The organism is Pseudoalteromonas sp. HL-AS2 (assembly GCF_031198805.1).
GTDB lineage: Bacteria > Pseudomonadota > Gammaproteobacteria > Enterobacterales > Alteromonadaceae > Pseudoalteromonas > Pseudoalteromonas nigrifaciens.
Window position 1 is genome coordinate 337075 of the sequence record NZ_CP133572.1, and the last position, 17699, is coordinate 354773.

General features: G+C 38.7%; 14 protein-coding genes. 8 read left to right on the forward strand and 6 right to left on the reverse strand.

The genetic code is table 11. The annotated features are described in order from the left end of the window. Positions 1-49: 49 nt before the first annotated feature. Entirely contained in the window at positions 50-1966 is a 1917-nt protein-coding gene (dnaK, locus tag RB215_RS16415; protein WP_011329985.1) for a molecular chaperone DnaK, read from the reverse strand. Between the two features lie 254 nt (positions 1967-2220). Here dnaK and RB215_RS16420 point away from each other — a divergent pair, with 254 nt between their 5' ends. The 4 genes from RB215_RS16420 to RB215_RS16435 all read left to right on the forward strand — a co-directional run bounded on the left by RB215_RS16420 (position 2221) and on the right by RB215_RS16435 (position 6689). Continuing rightward, positions 2221-3036 (forward strand): acyl-CoA thioesterase II, encoded by an 816-nt coding sequence (locus RB215_RS16420; RefSeq protein ID WP_011329984.1) that lies wholly within the window; start codon positions 2221-2223, stop codon positions 3034-3036. A 157-nt stretch (positions 3037-3193) separates the two neighbouring features. Then, positions 3194-4423 carry a paraquat-inducible protein A gene (locus RB215_RS16425; RefSeq protein ID WP_197182297.1) on the forward strand — a complete coding sequence of 410 codons (1230 nt, stop codon included), beginning with the start codon at positions 3194-3196 and terminating at the stop codon, positions 4421-4423. Next, positions 4420-6075 (forward strand): intermembrane transport protein PqiB, encoded by a 1656-nt coding sequence (gene pqiB, locus RB215_RS16430; protein ID WP_193038797.1) that lies wholly within the window; start codon positions 4420-4422, stop codon positions 6073-6075. The genes RB215_RS16425 and pqiB overlap by 4 nt, the downstream gene beginning before the upstream one ends. Then, positions 6075-6689: a PqiC family protein gene (locus tag RB215_RS16435; RefSeq protein ID WP_309217183.1), complete on the forward strand. Its 615-nt coding sequence runs from the start codon at positions 6075-6077 to the stop codon at positions 6687-6689. Before pqiB ends, RB215_RS16435 begins: the two co-directional genes overlap by 1 nt. Positions 6690-6705: 16 nt before the next feature. Here RB215_RS16435 and RB215_RS16440 read toward each other — a convergent pair whose 3' ends face one another. Next, positions 6706-7212 (reverse strand): GNAT family N-acetyltransferase, encoded by a 507-nt coding sequence (locus RB215_RS16440; protein WP_309217184.1) that lies wholly within the window; start codon positions 7210-7212, stop codon positions 6706-6708. Positions 7213-7546: 334 nt separating this feature from the next. Here RB215_RS16440 and RB215_RS16445 point away from each other — a divergent pair, with 334 nt between their 5' ends. Then, positions 7547-8929, forward strand: a complete 1383-nt coding sequence (locus RB215_RS16445) for a Na+/H+ antiporter NhaC family protein (RefSeq protein ID WP_011329979.1) — start codon at positions 7547-7549, stop codon at positions 8927-8929. Between the two features lie 60 nt (positions 8930-8989). On the opposite strand, the gene RB215_RS16450 is transcribed toward RB215_RS16445, so the two are convergent. Then, positions 8990-11872, reverse strand: coding sequence for an insulinase family protein (locus tag RB215_RS16450; protein WP_309217185.1), 2883 nt, complete (start codon positions 11870-11872; stop codon positions 8990-8992). A 176-nt stretch (positions 11873-12048) separates the two neighbouring features. On the opposite strand from RB215_RS16450, the gene RB215_RS16455 reads away from it, so the two are divergent. Beyond that, positions 12049-12468 carry an MAPEG family protein gene (locus tag RB215_RS16455; protein WP_086995727.1) on the forward strand — a complete coding sequence of 140 codons (420 nt, stop codon included), beginning with the start codon at positions 12049-12051 and terminating at the stop codon, positions 12466-12468. A 71-nt stretch (positions 12469-12539) separates the two neighbouring features. On the opposite strand, the gene RB215_RS16460 is transcribed toward RB215_RS16455, so the two are convergent. Beyond that, entirely contained in the window at positions 12540-13280 is a 741-nt protein-coding gene (locus tag RB215_RS16460; protein WP_011329976.1) for a peptidylprolyl isomerase, read from the reverse strand. A gap of 248 nt (positions 13281-13528) precedes the next feature. On the opposite strand from RB215_RS16460, the gene RB215_RS16465 reads away from it, so the two are divergent. Continuing rightward, positions 13529-13708 (forward strand): hypothetical protein, encoded by a 180-nt coding sequence (locus tag RB215_RS16465; protein ID WP_041454917.1) that lies wholly within the window; start codon positions 13529-13531, stop codon positions 13706-13708. A gap of 82 nt (positions 13709-13790) precedes the next feature. Continuing rightward, positions 13791-15407, forward strand: coding sequence for a bifunctional UDP-sugar hydrolase/5'-nucleotidase UshA (gene ushA / locus RB215_RS16470; RefSeq protein ID WP_309217186.1), 1617 nt, complete (start codon positions 13791-13793; stop codon positions 15405-15407). Positions 15408-15800: 393 nt separating this feature from the next. Here ushA and RB215_RS16475 read toward each other — a convergent pair whose 3' ends face one another. Both RB215_RS16475 and RB215_RS16480 read right to left on the reverse strand, forming a co-directional pair. Further along, positions 15801-16748 (reverse strand): hypothetical protein, encoded by a 948-nt coding sequence (locus tag RB215_RS16475; RefSeq protein WP_011329973.1) that lies wholly within the window; start codon positions 16746-16748, stop codon positions 15801-15803. Beyond that, positions 16745-17635: a PhnD/SsuA/transferrin family substrate-binding protein gene (locus RB215_RS16480; RefSeq protein WP_011329972.1), complete on the reverse strand. Its 891-nt coding sequence runs from the start codon at positions 17633-17635 to the stop codon at positions 16745-16747. Before RB215_RS16480 ends, RB215_RS16475 begins: the two co-directional genes overlap by 4 nt. Positions 17636-17699: the final 64 nt, after the last annotated feature.

Genomic DNA, 17699 nt, shown 5'->3' on the forward strand with positions numbered 1-17699 from the left:
ACTTAACTAAGTTACAGTGCTTTGTGTTAGCTAGAAGCGTAAGCAACAATTACTTGTCGTCTTTAACTTCTTCAAACTCTGCATCAACTACGTCGTCATCTTGCTTAGCAGATTGTTGTTGCTCGCCTGCGTCAGCTGAACCTTGTTGAGCTTTAGCTTGTGCAATTTCCATAAGCTTTTGAGACTTTTCAGCAAGCGCTTGAGTTTTAGCTTCAATTTCGTCTTTCTTGTCACTCTTAATAGCAGTTTCAAGGTCAACTACAGCCGCTTCAATCGCTTCTTTGTCTTCACTTGGAAGTGCATCGCCAGCTTCTTCAATTTGCTTGCGTGTACCGTGAACCATTGCATCTGCTTGGTTACGAGTCGCTACTAGCTCTTCGAATTTTTTGTCATCTTCAGCATGCGCTTCAGCATCACGAATCATTTGTTCAACTTCTTCATCACTTAAGCCTGAAGATGCTTGAATCGTAATTTTTTGCTCTTTACCTGTATCTTTATCTTTAGCAGATACATGTAAGATACCATCGGCATCCACATCGAATGTTACTTCGATTTGTGGTGTACCACGTTGTGCTGGACGAATACCTTCTAGGTTAAATTGACCTAGAGATTTGTTGTCGCTTGAACGCTTACGCTCACCTTGCAGTACATGAATTGTTACTGCAGACTGATTATCTTCAGCTGTTGAGAAAGTTTGCGATTTCTTAGTAGGAATCGTGGTGTTCTTCTCAATTAGTGCTGTCATTACCGAGCCCATTGTCTCAATACCTAGAGATAATGGAGAAACGTCTAGTAATAGTACGTCTTTAACGTCACCAGCTAGTACACCACCTTGAATTGCCGCGCCTACTGCAACAGCTTCATCAGGGTTAACATCTTTACGTGGCTCTTTACCAAAGAACTCAGCAACTGTTTTTTGTACTAAAGGCATACGTGTTTGGCCACCAACAAGAATAATGTCGTTGATGTCGCTTACTGATAAATCAGCATCAGCAAGTGCACGTTTTAATGGTTCAATTGACTTAGTTACTAAGTCTTCAACAAGTGACTCAAGCTTAGCACGTGTTAGTTTCACGTTCATGTGCTTAGGACCTGTCGCATCTGCAGTTACATACGGAAGGTTTACTTCTGTAGATTGTGCAGAAGATAGTTCAATCTTCGCTTTTTCAGCTGCTTCTTTAACACGTTGCATTGCAAGTGGGTCAGTTTTTAAGTCTAGACCTTGGTCTTTCTTAAATTCAGCTACTAGGTAGTTGATTACGCGGTTATCGAAATCTTCACCACCTAAGTGCGTGTCACCATTTGTAGCAAGTACTTCAAACGTGTGCTCGCCTTCAACTTCATCAATTTCAATAATTGATAAATCGAAAGTACCGCCACCTAAGTCGTATACTGCAACAATGTTTTCACCACGGTTTTTGTCCATGCCGTAAGCAAGTGCTGCAGCAGTTGGCTCGTTGATGATACGTTTAACTTCAAGGCCTGCAATACGGCCCGCATCTTTTGTAGCTTGACGCTGTGAATCGTTAAAGTATGCCGGTACTGTGATAACTGCTTCAGTTACTGCTTCACCTAAGAAGTCTTCAGCCGTTTTCTTCATTTTTTTCAGGATTTCAGCAGAGATTTGTGGTGCAGCGCGTTTTTCGCCGCCCGCTTCAACCCATGCATCACCGTTATCGGCTTTAACAATTTTAAATGGCATGATGCCGATATCGCGCTGTACTTCTTCGTCTTCAAAACGACGACCAATTAAACGCTTAATAGCAAATACTGTGTTTGTTGGGTTAGTAACCGCTTGACGTTTAGCTGGCTGACCAACTAAAGTTTCACCGTCTTGCGTATAAGCAATAACAGACGGGGTTGTGCGATCGCCTTCCGCGTTTTCAATAACACGTGCTTTGCCACCATCAAGTACTGCAACACAAGAGTTTGTAGTACCTAAGTCTATTCCAATAATTCTACCCATGAAATTTCTCCAACTTCAATATTCGTTAATACGTTCGATGACTAGTTAATAGGGATGCTGCAAACTTAATTCAACTGTAAAAATGAAAAAAATATCATTTTTTTTGATTTTTTTACAAAATAAGCTAAATAAAGTGCAATATTTGCTAGCAACGCTGGTTTTTACGCCGTTTGTATTGAACTTTTATTGCTGGTCTGACAAGTTTGGCTGTGTTATATATTTAGTAATTCGTACTTTTAAGGACACGCTAACTAATGAATTTCGATCATTTACTGCAACAAGCCGCTAATATTAATAATCAAGACGACACTAATAATGTGGCAAACACCATGCAGTTTGAAGCTAATTGGTGCCAAGGGCGCACCGCTTTTGGTGGGTTATCTGCAGCACTTTTATATCAAGCAATGAGAGCTCAAGTAAATAGTGAGCGCCGGTTATTATCTTTAAGTACTAACTTTGTTGGCCCGCTGCTTGCCGATACGCCATTTTCTTTATCGGTAGAAATACTGCGTGAAGGCAAAAGTAGTACTCAAGTACTGGCCAAAGCAATTCAAAATGAACAAGTGTGTGTAATTGTACAAGCCTGCTTTGCTAGTAACCGCAACTCAGCTATTAATGTACCCGTTGCAAAGTCGTTAGGCTTACAGGAAGTTAATGAGCGCCATACATTGCCATTTATACAAGGGCAAATGCCGGAGTTTTTTCAACATGTTGATTTATGCCCACAACAAGGTGCTATGCCTTTTAGCAGTGCAGAAACCTCCCATTTAGGTGGGTGGATGCGCTTTAAAGAAACTCCAGCGGCCATTACAGAAGCACATGTTATAGCGCTAACCGATGCATGGCCTCCTACCTTATTACAAATGTTTAAACAACCAGCGCCTGCTAGTAGTATGTCGTGGTATTTAGAGTTTGTGCAAGCGCCTAACTTAACTCCTGGTCAATGGTTGGGCTTTGAAGCAATTACCCATCATGCAAAAGGTGGTTACGGCTTAGAAGACGGCTGTATTTGGTCGCAATCGGGTGAGCTGATTGCCCTTACTCGCCAAACAGTGGCATTATTTGATTGATGTATAAGCAGTGGTATTAGCTATATATAATGTAGCGAGTGCCACTGCAATGCACTCTTAACTAATAATTAATTACGCTCAACAACAGTTATAACATTTGTATTTAGGCGATAATTATAGCAAAATTTAACTCTTTGTTTAATTCTAAGCGAACACTTTGCAAATAGCGTGTCCTTGTTGCGACTATATTATTGAGGTCCCCCTGGTTGAGGCTAAAAATGTCGCAACGTGCCCCCATTGCGGGCATAAGGTTTCTGACTCAGATACAGATCACGACAGCCGAGTTGTAGCGCTGAGCTTTAGTGCCTTGCTAATGCTACTCAGCAGCATGTTTTATCCTTTTATTTCGTTTAGCAGCAGTGGTATTACGCAAACTATAACCTTGCCCGATGCCGCGCGTATTTTATTTAATTATGATAGTAACTTATTAGGGCTGTTTATTGATTTAAGTATTATAGCCTTGCCTATGAGCTTACTTATTATACTAATACCATTACACTTAGGTGCGCTTAGAGCGCTACCTCAAGGTATTGCTCGACGATTATTAAAATTTACCCTAGCGCTTGAGCCTTGGATTATGTCGGAGATTTTTCTCATTGGCGTACTTGTTAGTATGGTTAAAATAATGTCTCTCGCCGATATTAGTTTTGGGGTGAGCTTTTGGGCTTATGTGGGCTTTGTTATTTTATATATTAGTGCGTTAACACATTTAAACCGCCCCCGCTTGTGGGCACAAATTGGCCCAGTAGAAAAACTTGAAAATATAAACCTTACTCATCGCGCCATTGATAACGATATAAAAGCTTGCCATGTGTGCCATCAACTATGCACGCAAAGTGTTTGTAATCGTTGCCATAGTAAAACCTATCTTAGAAACCCCAACAGTGTACAAAAAGCTACGGCTTGGCTAATTACCTCTATTATTTGCTATATTCCAGCCAATGTTTTACCCATTATGTATACCACCAGTTTAGGTGATGAAAGCCCTTCAACCTTAATTGCTGGTGTTATTGCACTGTGGCAAAATGGCTCGTACCCTATTGCTATGATTATATTTATTGCCAGTGTTGTAGTCCCACTTGCAAAGGCTTTAGTATTGAGCTTTTTGTGTTTTATGGTTGCCAAACCCGCAAATGATCACACCATAGGGTATACACGTATTTATCAACTTACTGAATTTATTGGGAAATGGTCTATGATTGATGTGTTTGTTGTGGCCATTTTAGTTGCTTTGGTACAATTGGGTAACTTAATGTCGGTAACGCCCGGCTTAGGCGTTGCCTTTTTTACTGTTATGGTACTATGTCAAATGATGGCAGCTCACGCCTTTGACCCACGTTTGCTATGGGATTCACCTAAAAATAATAACGCAGAGAATAATGCATGACCGAAACCGCTAATATTACACAAAAATCAAAAATTTCTGCAATTTGGATTATTCCCGTTATTGCCCTGTTTGTGGGTGTTTGGATGCTTTATCAATACCAAACTAATTTAGGCCCCACTATTTATATAACCATGCCACAAGCGGAGGGGATAGTTGCGGGAAAAACCGAAATTAAAGTACGCAGTGTTAAAATTGGCCAAATAGATCATGTGCGTTTATCCGACTCGCAAGACAGTGTTATTGCCCGCGCTCAAATAGATAAAAACTACGATAACTTACTCACCGAAGATGCCAAAATTTGGGTGGTAAAACCGCGTATAGATGAAACCGGCATTAGTGGCATGAGTACGCTTTTATCAGGTGTATATTTAGAGTTTTCGCCTGGGGAAAGTAAAAAGAAAAAAGAAAAGTTTGAACTACAAGACGAGCCTGCCTTAATTGGTAAAGATGTTAAAGGCGGACGCTTTAAGTTATTAAGCTACAACGCTGAGGTACTTGAAGTAAGTACCGGTATATTTTTCAAAAACTATAAAATTGGGCAAATAGAAACCGCGACATTTGATTGGAAAAACCAAGCCATGAAGTACGGTATTTTTATTAAAGCACCCTACGAAAACCTGATCACCTTAAATTCTATTTTTTGGGTTAACTCAGGTATAGAAATTGACCTTTCTGCTGATGGCATAAACATTAATACCGGATCGCTTAGTAAACTTTTAAAAGGCGGTATATCGGTGGGCTTACCCGATCAACAAGCACCTGGCGATATTGCCCAAAATGAGCATAGCTTTTCGCTTAGTCAAAGCTATAAAGAAGCACTAGAAGAGCGCTTTTATGACTTTGACTACTATCTTATTGAGTTTGAGCAATCAATTCGCGGCCTGCGCGCTGGCGCTCCGGTTGAATACCGAGGAACTCGAATTGGTACAGTAGTAGAAGCCCCTGCCAATGTGATTATTAACGGCAAACCAGCTCACTTTAAAAACCAAAATACGGCTGTACCTGTGCTTATTAAAATAGAATATGGGCGCCTGTACCACGATAACGATTTAGCTAAAGAGTATTGGCAAACGAGTTTAAATGGCTGGGTAAGCAATGGTATGCGCGCTTCGCTTAAACCGGGTAATTTACTTACCGGTGCTGTGTATGTCGACTTTGACATTTATACCGATGCGCCTGATGCAAAACTAGAAAAACTGGCTCAATATGATGTTTTTCCAAGTATATCTAGCGGTATTACTGTATTAGCCGATCAGGTTTCTGATGTACTTAATAAGGTAAACGAGCTAAAAATCGAAGATAGCCTAGCACAAATGCAAGCCACTTTTAGCGACTACCAAGGGTTGGCCAACGACATGCGCGATTTGCTAAACCAAAAAGACACACAAAATTTACCGGGTGACTTTAATCAAAACTTCAAAAAAATGACCAAGAGTATGGAACAATTTGAAGTCACTATGCGCCAATTTGATAAAACCATGGCCAGCTACCAAGCAGGTTCGCAGTTTAATAATCAGCTACAGCAAACCTTGCAAGAGTTTAAACGTTTAAGTGAGCAGCTACAGCCGCTAACTAAAGGCCTAAATGAGCAGCCTAATATGTTTATATTTGATAAAGCATTACCCGCAGACCCAAAACCAAGGAAGCAATAATGGTTAAATCATCTTTTTTTGTTATTTTACTCGTTTTACTGCTTAGTGGTTGCAGTTCATCAATTCAAACTGCCATCGCGTATTATCAGTTTGAACAACCTATTGTTGCCTCCTCAAGAGATGTAAGTGCAACTGATGCGCAATTAAGAGTACAAACAGTTGTACTGAGGGGCGCCTTAAATAATCGCGGCATTGCTATGAAAATAGATCACAATCAAATTCATGCTGCAAACTATCACTTATGGGGTGAGTCACCTGATTCGATGCTCACCGTAAGTGCCCAACAAACACTCTTTAATGCCCTACCTAACTGGATGGTAATAAAAGGTTTACCGGTGATCACCGAGCTAGATCAACAAACTTTTTATGAATTAGAATATGAAATTCATCATTTTAATGGCGACCTACAAGGCAACGCAGATATATCTGGGCTATGGCGTTTATATTATACCCATCCCGAAACAGGCCGACGCTTATTAAGTTTGCACAATTTTGCTAATGTAACGCAACTCGACGGTGACGGCTATGATGCGCTGGTAGCAACGCTTGAAAAAACCTGGCAAGAAATCAACCTAGCAGTAGGCAAGCAAATTGAACAAACGCGGTTTAAATAATCATTACTAAAATTATTTAATGATATAAAAATAAAGAAACAACGCTGCGGCTTTCTTTATCTATTATTACTTGCCCTTGTGGCTTAAAGCCAAGCTTAATTAACACATTTTGTGATGCGCTATTATCTATTGAGGCAATGGCGCATAATTTATTAATGCCATATATACTTTTATTTTCAACTAACGCTTTTGCAGCTTCGTAAATATACCCTTGTTTTTCAAACGCTGTTAATAACGCAAATCCTATATCGGGGTGCTGCAACATTGCACGGCTATAAAAACCAACAACCCCCACTAACTGCTGATTTTTTAAAGTGATCACATAAGGGCCAAACCCTTGCGATTGGTGCGCCTCACTAAAAGCTTGCTTAATATAGGTTATAGCATCCTCAAGGGTATAAATTTTTTTATCCCCAATGTATTTTATAAAACTTTTTTGATTTACTAACTTTAATAAATCGCCAGCATCTGCTTCAACAGCATGGCGAATAATTAATCTCTCGGTATTAAATTGCCTTCGCATGTATTGTTATCCTTCTGGTTTGTAGCGTTATATTCAGCCAAATAATAAAAATGAGTCAATTAAAGCATTTATTTGTTGACTGAAGATGTAAAGCAGATTACTTTTGCGCCGATGTTTTTATAGGCATAACAAAAGCGGTTGCACTCCTTGCACCGTCTGGCGCCAAGCCAACGCATATTACTGCTGATTATTAATTTAAAATAACAGTTCCCTAGTGATATCGCGTGCAAAAGCAGTGACTTGGAAAGTGATAAGACAACTAACTTATCATCTTCTTTGTTTTTGTTAAGCAGTTTAAATTTTTAAATATGCTTTTAATTTTGTGAATACTTAAATGCTTGAACCTTCTGCGTTAAGCTTACTGCCGCCTTTAGTGGTAGTTATTTTGGCTGTAGTACTACGCCGCCCTATTTTATCTTTATTAATTGGTGCCCTTGTTGGGCTCATAATGGCTGATCCCTCGCAGGTATTGGCTAATTTTGCCAGCACCTCACTTAAAGTAATGAGTGACGAAACCATTGGATGGCTAATATTGGTGTGTGGTGGTTTTGGTGCGTTAATCGCCTTATTAGTCCGTACCGGTGGTGCTTCTGCATTTGGTAAGTTGGCACTTAAATACACTAAGGGCAAACGCTCTTCATTATTTATGACCTTTTGCCTTGGATTAGTTATTTTTATTGATGACTATTTAAATGCGCTTACTGTGGGTGAAACCATGAAACGCATTACCGATAAATTTAAAGTAAGCCGTGAAATGCTAGCCTACGTTGTCGACTCAACTGCGGCACCAATTTGCGTACTTGTGCCCCTATCTACGTGGGCGGTATTTTTTGGTGGTTTACTCGTAGATAACGGTATTGCTGAAGAAGGCAAAGGCATTGCTGTTTACATTCAGGCTATTCCGTATATGTTTTACGCATGGTTTGCGGTACTCGTTGTGCTGTTAGTGGTACTTGGTGTGATCCCTGCTTTTGGCCCGATGAAAAAAGCAGAACAGATGGCACAAATTGAGCAAGCACAAGTCGATCCGGCGCAATACAGTGAAGTACAAACAGCAGACGAGTACGCGGTAAAAGCAGTAGAAGAAAACTTTGAAGATGCTGATCCTAAAGGTAAATTACATAACTTTTTATTGCCTATTATTTTATTAGTCGGCTTTACCGTTTACTTTGAGATAGACGTTTATAAAGGTTTACTGGCCACTATGGCTATAATTTTGCCATTTTATGCGTTACAAAAATTAATGTCGTTTAGTGAAATGATTGAACGTATGCTCGATGGATTTAAAAGCATGATACCGGCTATAGGCACGGTTATAGCCGCGTTTATATTTAAAGATGTGTGTGATTTAATTGGCTTGCCGCAATATGTTATTAATAGTTTAAGCCCATACATGACCGCGGGTTACTTGCCTGCAGTGGTATTTATTGCAATGTCTGTTTTAGCATTTGCAACGGGCTCAAGCTGGGGAATATTTGCTGTGTCTATTCCTATTGTTATGCCGCTGGCAACGGCGGTAGATGCTAATATTCCATTAGTCATTGGCGCGTTATTATCAGCATCATCATTTGGCAGCCAAGCATGTTTTTATTCAGACTCAACGGTATTAGCAGCCCAAGGCGCTGGCTGTAACTTAATGAGCCACGCTGTTACACAATTGCCTTATACGCTTATTGCTGCAGCACTTGCGGTGATAGGCTTTTTACTAATGGCTTAAATAAAAAAAAACCCAATGTAGCAATACATTGGGGTTTATTTTTAGCTGTATAAATAAAGCTTATTTTTGTAGTTTAATACCATTGTAATAGGCATCTAGCGTGGTGATTTTTGTTTGATTTGGTAAATCGGCGAAGTCACTTTCTATAAACTTAGTCCCGCGTAATTGCACATTTAAACGTGCCGCATTAGGGTTAAGCATTGTTTGTTGGTAATAGTCTTTAATATCGCTAAGCGTTACTTTCTCAACTTCATTTATTAACTGTTGCTTTGAATCAAAATTAAAGTTTTCACGATACCAATCATTTAATAGTGGGCTCATTTCGTCACTTAAGTTTTTAGGTTGCTCTTTAAGCGATACTAACGTGGCATTTTTAAGCTGTGCAAACGTCTCTTCACTCATGTTGTCGAGCTCAACTGCATACTCTTTTTTAAACAGATCAAAACGCGTTTGTATTTCTTTTGGCCCTTTTACTGGTGTTTGAATAAACAAACCAATCGCTGAGTAATCCTCAATGGGGCGAGCTAACGCACCAACGGCATACGCAAGTTGCTCCTCGGTACGCATTTTATCAAATGCAATGGTTCTAAAATGCCCTTGTAGCACGGCAGCTTGTGCTTTTTGTTTGTAACCCGGTGTTGGATGAACTGTCATATCAACCACGGCTACATCGGCTACATCTATATCTTTTTGTAACACTATGGTTTCACCTGGTTGTGGTAACCATGCTTTACTGCGCGCAAACTCAGTGTGTTTATAGTTACTTGGCAAAATAGCACTCAGCTCGGATGCTATTGCTGCTATGTCTTGCTGATTATAGTTACCATAACTAAATACGCGTAAATCGTTATTAGCAAAGGTGTTTTGTTTTAAAGCATTAAAATCAGCTAAAGTTAAAGTGTTGGCTGTGCTAATTAAAGTATCAGTATCAAAGCTACCGGTACGGCTTAATTTTGTATATTCAGCAAATGCTTGCGCGTAAGGAAATTGTTTTTGCTGGTTAAGTAAATTACGTTTAAAACGATCTACAGCTTGGTTAAATGCTTGCCCACTAATATCACTGTTTAACCCACTTAATGCTTGTTTAAGCAGTACATTTTGCTTATCTGTAAAGCCACTCATAGACAAAACTAAACCATTACTTGGTGCAAGGTTTACGCTCATACCTGCAATAGCAGCCTCAGTGCTTAGTTGGCTTTGCTGTATGTTGTACAGATCGGCCCAAACAGAGTATAAAACCTCCGCTTTTACATCGTTTAGCCCCGGCTGGGTATTTATATAAACTTCAACAAGTCCCTTTGGTTGCTCGGCAAATTTTTGACTTGCCTGACGCCATATTTTCACGCCATTTTTATCATAAGCAAGCTCTGGGGATTTTTGCTGTTTAAATGCTTGGGTTTTAATAGCAAAATTTTCTGGCAGTAAGTTATTTACGCTAGGGAGCGCTAAATTAAACTGGCTTTTTTTGTTCCAGCTTGCAACTTCCTGCTCGCTTATGTCACTAATGCGGTATTTACCGTCGTAAAAGTGTAGCTGTGAGTCGGTTTCTTCTTGCTGCGATACATACCAAATGCGTAAAGTGTCGGCATTTAATTGTTTAAGCACTTTATTTACTGAGTCTGCATCAAACTTAGCGTAATAATAAGGCGCATTAATGGCATGATTTAATGGATAATCTTGCATGCTTTGAGTCAATGTACTTACATAGTTAAACTCATCACCTTTTTCTAAAAACTTAAATTGATTATTTAACGAGGTACGAATTTCGTTAAAATATTTACTATCAACGCCCTCTTTTTTAATCAATTCAATGTACTGCATTATAGTCGCCACTATCGTTTCACGATTTTGCATGCCTGTATCGGTAAGCTCTACGTTAACGTTTAACGACCCGTAGTTGCCATAGTGGGTTGGCACTGCCGATGCTGACAATTGCGATACCCACCCCTTATCGCGTAATATTTGCGCTGGACTGCCAGGCATTTCATTACTTAATAAGTAGGCCACAAAGCGATTAGGCTTGAGTGCAAATTCGTTATTGTTATTGCTAATGGTAAAATCAAGTTGTAACTGTTTTACATCTTCATTAGGGGCATAAAACACGCGCTTACCACCGGCATTATCAAAGTTAAGCTTGGCGGTTACTGTTGGTTTTTCGATGTTTTTATTTTTAATATCAGCAAAGTATTTTTGTGCTTTTTGCTCCATTGCCGCAATTGACAAATTAGAGATAAGCGCTACTTTCATAATATTTGAAGAGTAGTATTTATTATAAAAATCAACTGTTTCTTTGTGTAATGAGCTGCCTTCTTTGTCACCTAAGGTTTCTAGGTTGCCAATTAAAAAACGGTTAGCTGGGTGGTCACCCATCATTTTACGCGCTAGTTTAAACTGCCCAAAAAAGTCCATTTCGCGGCGCATTGACCACTCTGCATTTACTGCATTTTTTTCTTTGTCTGTGTATTCAGGGTATAACTTAGGTGCTTTAAAAAAGTCAGCAAAACGGTCTAACCCTTCATCAAACGCATCGTTGTTAATTTTAAACATATAGTTGGTAATATCGAGCCAAGTATAGGCGTTGTGTGCGCCACCATTTTTGGTCATAAAGTCAGAGTAACCTTTAGTATCTGGGTAGCGCTCTGTGCCTAAAAACAGCATATGCTCTAAATAATGGGCCATGCCTTGTTGGCTCATTGGGTCATGTAATAAACCCACTCCAACACTTAATGCCGCGGCTGATTTTTCAGCACTGGGGTCTGATACTAAAATAACTTCAATGTCGTTAGCTAATTTAAGCGTTTTATATTCGCGATTATCATTAGGGCTTACAACGAGCGAGTCTGATAATAAAACAGTTTGAGGTGCTTGAGATACAGATGATGTATTTGAACAACCGCTTAGTACAGCAAGTGCAATGGCACTAAAGCCAATAATTTTTTTCATTTTATTTCCATTAAAAGTATGTCGCAACTGCGATCTACGCTTATTTAAAAAGCTATTTACAGCCTAAATTAACATTTTAGATTAATGTTTTGCCACAATTTATCCGTTAATTGTGTAACACATTGTGAAAAACACCTGCATACTGCAACTAATTCAAATAATAATAAGGAAAAACCATGGAAAAGTTGATCATTTTAGCTATGTTCGCCCAAGTTTTACTCTCACTCATTGTAATGATTATTATGGGTAAAAGACGTTTTGCCGCAGCTAAAAATAAACACATAAATTTAACCGACTTTGCCACTATGCGTTTAGATAATGCAGGTGACAATGTGCGTGTTGCTGATAGAAACTTTACCAATCAATTTGAAATACCCGTGTTGTTTTATGCTGGGTGCTTACTTGCAATGCAACTCAATAGTGCAAGCATTCTGGTGGCTGTTTTAGCTTGGCTGTTTGTGATTTCGCGTATTTTACATAGCGTTGTTCACTTAGGCAGTAATAAAATAAGAATACGCTTTAATCTATTCTTAATAGGCTGTGGCAGTGTATTTGCGTTATGGCTGGTAATAATTTGGCGGGTATTACTGTTTTAACTCTTACATTAAACAACTAAAAACCCCGCTATTTAACACCCATAGCGGGGTTTCTTTATTTTGAGTATTTGTTATTTAGCGCGCTTTAAACGTGGTAACACTAATAATAAAGCCCCTAGTAACCAAGCCATACTACCGCTTGAATCTTCTTTTTGCGAAGGTGGCACTACTTGGCTAATTAAAGTGTTTTTAGCCGGTGTAAGGTTCTGCGCTGAATTAGGATCGTCATCTATAACTAATACGCTTTGAATAGTCACTAAATTAGCATTACTAATGGTTACATCACTTTTTAAGCACTGCTCTGTAGTGATACCAACTACCGGTATTTCACCACAATGTACTAAAGCAGCTATTTTATCTAAAGTCGCTTGGCTATCATCCGTAATCTGTCCAAACACAGTAAAACCACTGTTTTGCACATCCAAGTTGGCACTATTATCTTTTAAGTTAAAAAACCACTGGCTAGTTGCACTGTTTGGGTTTCCACCTAGTTTAGCCATGGCAATCGTGCCTTTAACATTAGAGTAAATAGGTTCGTTAATGACTGCTGGCTTGGTTGTAATTCGATCAAAATCATCTGAGTAGGTAAAACCGCCACCTTGGATTATGAAATCTTTGACTGAGCGATGAATCACTGTTTGGTTATACGCTGCATCATCTAAATAACTCATAAAGTTTTCTACAGTTTTTGGTGTTTTTTGATCAAATAAATTAATTTTAATAACACCTTGGCTGGTACTTACTTCTACAATGGTTGCTGAACTGGCAAAGCTTACTGCGCTAAGTAACGAGGCTAATAAAAGCTTTTTCATCGTTTTTCCCTATTATTATTTTATTTAGTGTAAAGTTTAGTGATACTTAGAGTAATGCGAGTAAGACTAAAAATCGACTGCAAAATAGCCCCTGATACAATTCAAACCAAGTCGGTTACAACTTAATTACATTTCATCACCTTCCTACTGAACTTATCCTTGTAAAAACGCTGTTTAATGAAAATGCACTTATAAATTGTTTTATTTTTGTTATGATTCCTCTGCAAATTCGTAAATGGAGAATTGTAATGTCAGAAAAAAACAACCAAATTTGTGATTTTGGTTTACATAAGGGAGAGCCCTACACACGCTTACCTGCTAGTTTTTTAATCTGGATGGTAGGTATTAATCATCAAAAAGCCAGATATGCCAGCGAAGAGCTAAAACGCAGAGAGTTAGCTGCTACTAAAAAATTAAAGTGTGATTAAAGAATGTAAAAGTGTGTTTTTGTAGCAAACTAGTTAAACTATGCGCCAATAAACGTAAGTGCTTTTAATCAATAGGTGTTTTATGCGCATAATTTTTTTGTTTGTCATTGCTTTTAGTGTACTTGGGTGTAGTACTACACTCACTAGCCCCACCCCACAATATTTAACCGTACTGCATACTAACGATAATCATGGTCGCTTTTGGCACAATGAAAAAGGTGAGTATGGCATGGCTGCCCGTAAAACCCTGATTGACTCGCTACGCAATAAAGCAATCGCGCAGGGGCATACAGTACTGCTGCTCTCAGGTGGCGATATAAATACCGGCATTCCAGAGTCAGATTTACAATACGCTGAGCCTGACTTTAAAGGTATGTCGTTAATTGGTTATGATGCGATGGCCCTTGGAAATCATGAATTTGATAACCCGATGAGCGTGCTTAAAAAGCAACAGCAATGGGCTAACTTTCCTTTTTTATCGGCAAATATATTTGAAAAATCGACCGGTAAAAATGTATTTGATAGCTATAAAGTATTTAATAAAAATGGGCTGAGTATTGCTGTTATAGGTTTAACCACCACTGATACAGCCAAAATAGGTAATCCCGAATATATTCGCCAATTAGAGTTTAAAGATCCAATCGAAATCACGGCACAATTAGCACAAAAAATTAAAGCACAATATAACCCCGACATTACTATTGCGCTCACTCATATGGGGCATTATGTGGATGCCAGCCACGCAATTAATGCGCCTGGAGATGTAACACTTGCGCGCTCACTGCCAACTAACACCTTAGATATGATCATCGGTGGTCACTCTCAAGAGCCTGTATGTATGGCGGCTAAAAACGTAAATGACGATAACTTTAAACCCGGCCTAGCCTGCACGCCCGATCAACAAAATGGCACTTGGATAATGCAAGCCCACGAATGGGGTAAATATGTTGGTAAAGCCGAGTTTAAGCTTGAAAATGGCCAGCTAACCCTCTTAAATTATAAACTGCTACCCGTTAATTTATATGTTGATAAACAACACCCGGATGGCACAACGTCGAGTGTATTAGCTAACGAGTACATTACACCTAACCCACAGTTAAACGCATTTTTAGCCGAGTATCAGGAAAAAGGCGCTAAACAAATTGAAGGTAAAATTGGTTATGTAAATGCCAGACTTGAGGGCGATCGTAATAAAGTACGCTACCAACAAACAAATTTAGCTCGCGTTATTATTCAAGCGCAAATGAACAGTACCGATGCTGACTTTGGTATTATGAGTGGCGGCGGTGTACGCGACAGTATTGCTGCAGGCGAAGTAAGTTATAAAGATATTTTAAAAGCCCAACCGTTTCAAAATCGAGTGGCTTATATCGATATTGCAGGAGAAGATTTATGGCAATATTTAGAAGTTGTAACGCGTTTCCCGCCTGATTCAGGCGCTTACATGCAGTACCACAAATTATCGTTTGAGCATAAAAACAACACCTTAGTAAAGGTATTAATAAATGGGCAAGCATTAGATAAAAGTAAAACTTACCGTATGAGCATTAATAACTTTAACGCCTCAGGTGGTGATGGCTACCCTGCACTAACCACAGCAAAAGGTTTTGTAGTTACTGATGAAACAGACTCTAACGCATTGAAGCGTTTTTTTGCAGAGCACAGCCCAATAGATGCGGCCCAGTTTGCCCCTAAATAATCTATATTTTGGAGATAGTAGGAACGAGGGTCTGTTGACCTTTGCGGATTAAAATTTGTTCAAACTAGGGGCGATTTAATCACGGCGTGAGGTTTACAACCTAGTGGGCTCGATAACTGCTCCTGCATTATTCTACTGGCTTACATTCATGTAAGAATAAGTAAAAAAACCAAGCAAAGCTTCCGCGTCCTGCTCACGCCCCTTACCTACATCCATGTAGGCAACAAAGAGTCAATCGCCCCTAGGCAGAACCCTTCGGGCAGCGCATGTTTGGCATTGATGCTACGTTATCGCCTATTTATGGGGAATAACCACATCACATAGGCTCTGCCTTGCCTAAATACCAAACATACTGCTGCAAATTCAACCTTGAAAGATAAACAGACCCTAATATTACTTACCTACTATTTCTAAATCGCCTTTAACAATATTAACTAACCCGTAACTGTGTAGCCGCGAACGAGAACCCTCTCCAAATGCCTTAGGCGGATAAAAAATTTCTTTTTGTTGCGGGTATTCACTCAACACTTCATCTAACGCCGCGCGTATTTCGCTCAATGTTTTTTCAAGGCTATTATTAAAGTTAGGGCGCTTGCGGATCGTGTGTCCCAGCTCTACTAATCGATAAAAATATTTATTAGCTAATTCAATTAGCTCATCAGGCACATCTTTATTATGGCTGAGCACAACATCGCTATTACTGTTACAAAATTCAATAAGCGCTAAATAAAAACTAAGTGGTTTATTTGCTAAACATACTTGGTATTGCGGATTAATATTAACTGACACCGTTTTAGTATTTAGATTAATAACTAACACGGGTGATTTACTTTCCTCAACAGGTTCAGGCTGCAGCGTAGCTAACTGCTTACTTTTTTGCTCTATTGTAATAACCGTTTTCAGCCAGTGGCTAACAAAAGCACTTAACATAAAAATAGCGACATAATAATAAATATAACGCCACGGCCATGGCTGTGGTTTTATATCAAAAACTAAAAAAACAGGGCCAATACTAGTCGTTAAACGCGTAAAAAACTGCGCTCCGGTTAATGTGGTTGATAGCTTTTTATCAGCGACAATATTTAACAATAACAAATTAGTGCCGATTAGTTGCGAATTTAACTGCTCTAAATAACTATTTATATTATCTATATTACTGGAGTACTTAAGCAGTTCATTAGATAGCTCGAGTAAAGGTAAGTCCAGCGCTACCTGCTTTTCTATCGTGGCTATATTAAGCTTTTGCACTTGCTGTTGTTTATAGCTTACTGAGTAATAAAATACGCTACAAAGTAATAAAAAAATGAATAGCGTAATAAATGAAAATAACTGCTTACTCATATTTCATCTCGCTTATAAGTTACAACGTCATTATCACACTGCCAAAATGACTGCGCACCTTTATAGTAATGAAGAGATTGCTCTTGCGACATGGCTAATAAATGCGCCTGTACCGAGCATAATAGATCGGTATTATTATGTGGCATTTTTAAATACCAACGCGTGCCTGCAATATTATTTTTTAGCGGTGTAATATAGTTTTTTGAAAAGCGTTTTGCATCACTTTCTTGCCAAAACGAAGCTATAATATCTACTTTTCCGTTAGCCAATAAATCACGTAAGGCATCGTGAGAGCTAGCATAAACAATATTTAAGTTTTCGAGATTAATATCCAACTCTTTAAATATTTGCTTGGGCAATATATGCCCTGAGCGACTGGTTGGATAATCTAATAATCCAATGCGCTTACCCAAAAAGTATTCTTTTGTTATTTTAGGTTTTTCTTTAGCCGAAATAAAAAATGCAGTGTAATCAGAAAACCCAACTACAGGCTGGTAGTTATAGGTAGTCTCGGCTTTAAATGCATCCATAATATTGTTTTTAGTTAAAATGAGATCGGCAATGCCTTTTCCTACAAATTCAAAGCTCTCAGTCGTGTTATAGCGCCAGTAACTTACAACCGAACCGTACTGCTTAGCTACCACCTCATCGGTACACAAGCTATGTGCTAATGTACCTGCTATTTTTTTTGATGGTGCAAAAATGATTAACTGGTTTTCATTTTTAATTGCAGATGTTTGGCATTCAATTGATGTTTCTATTAATTTTACAAAGCGTAACTCACTGCTATCAACACTTAGTTGACCACACACCCACACCAAAACAATTAACAAATATAAAAATACAATTAACAGTATTTTATTGTAAATGACGCATTTAATGTTCAAACAAAACATCCTAATATTATTATTAGCCTATTTGAACAATTTTAATTACTTATTGCAATAAGTA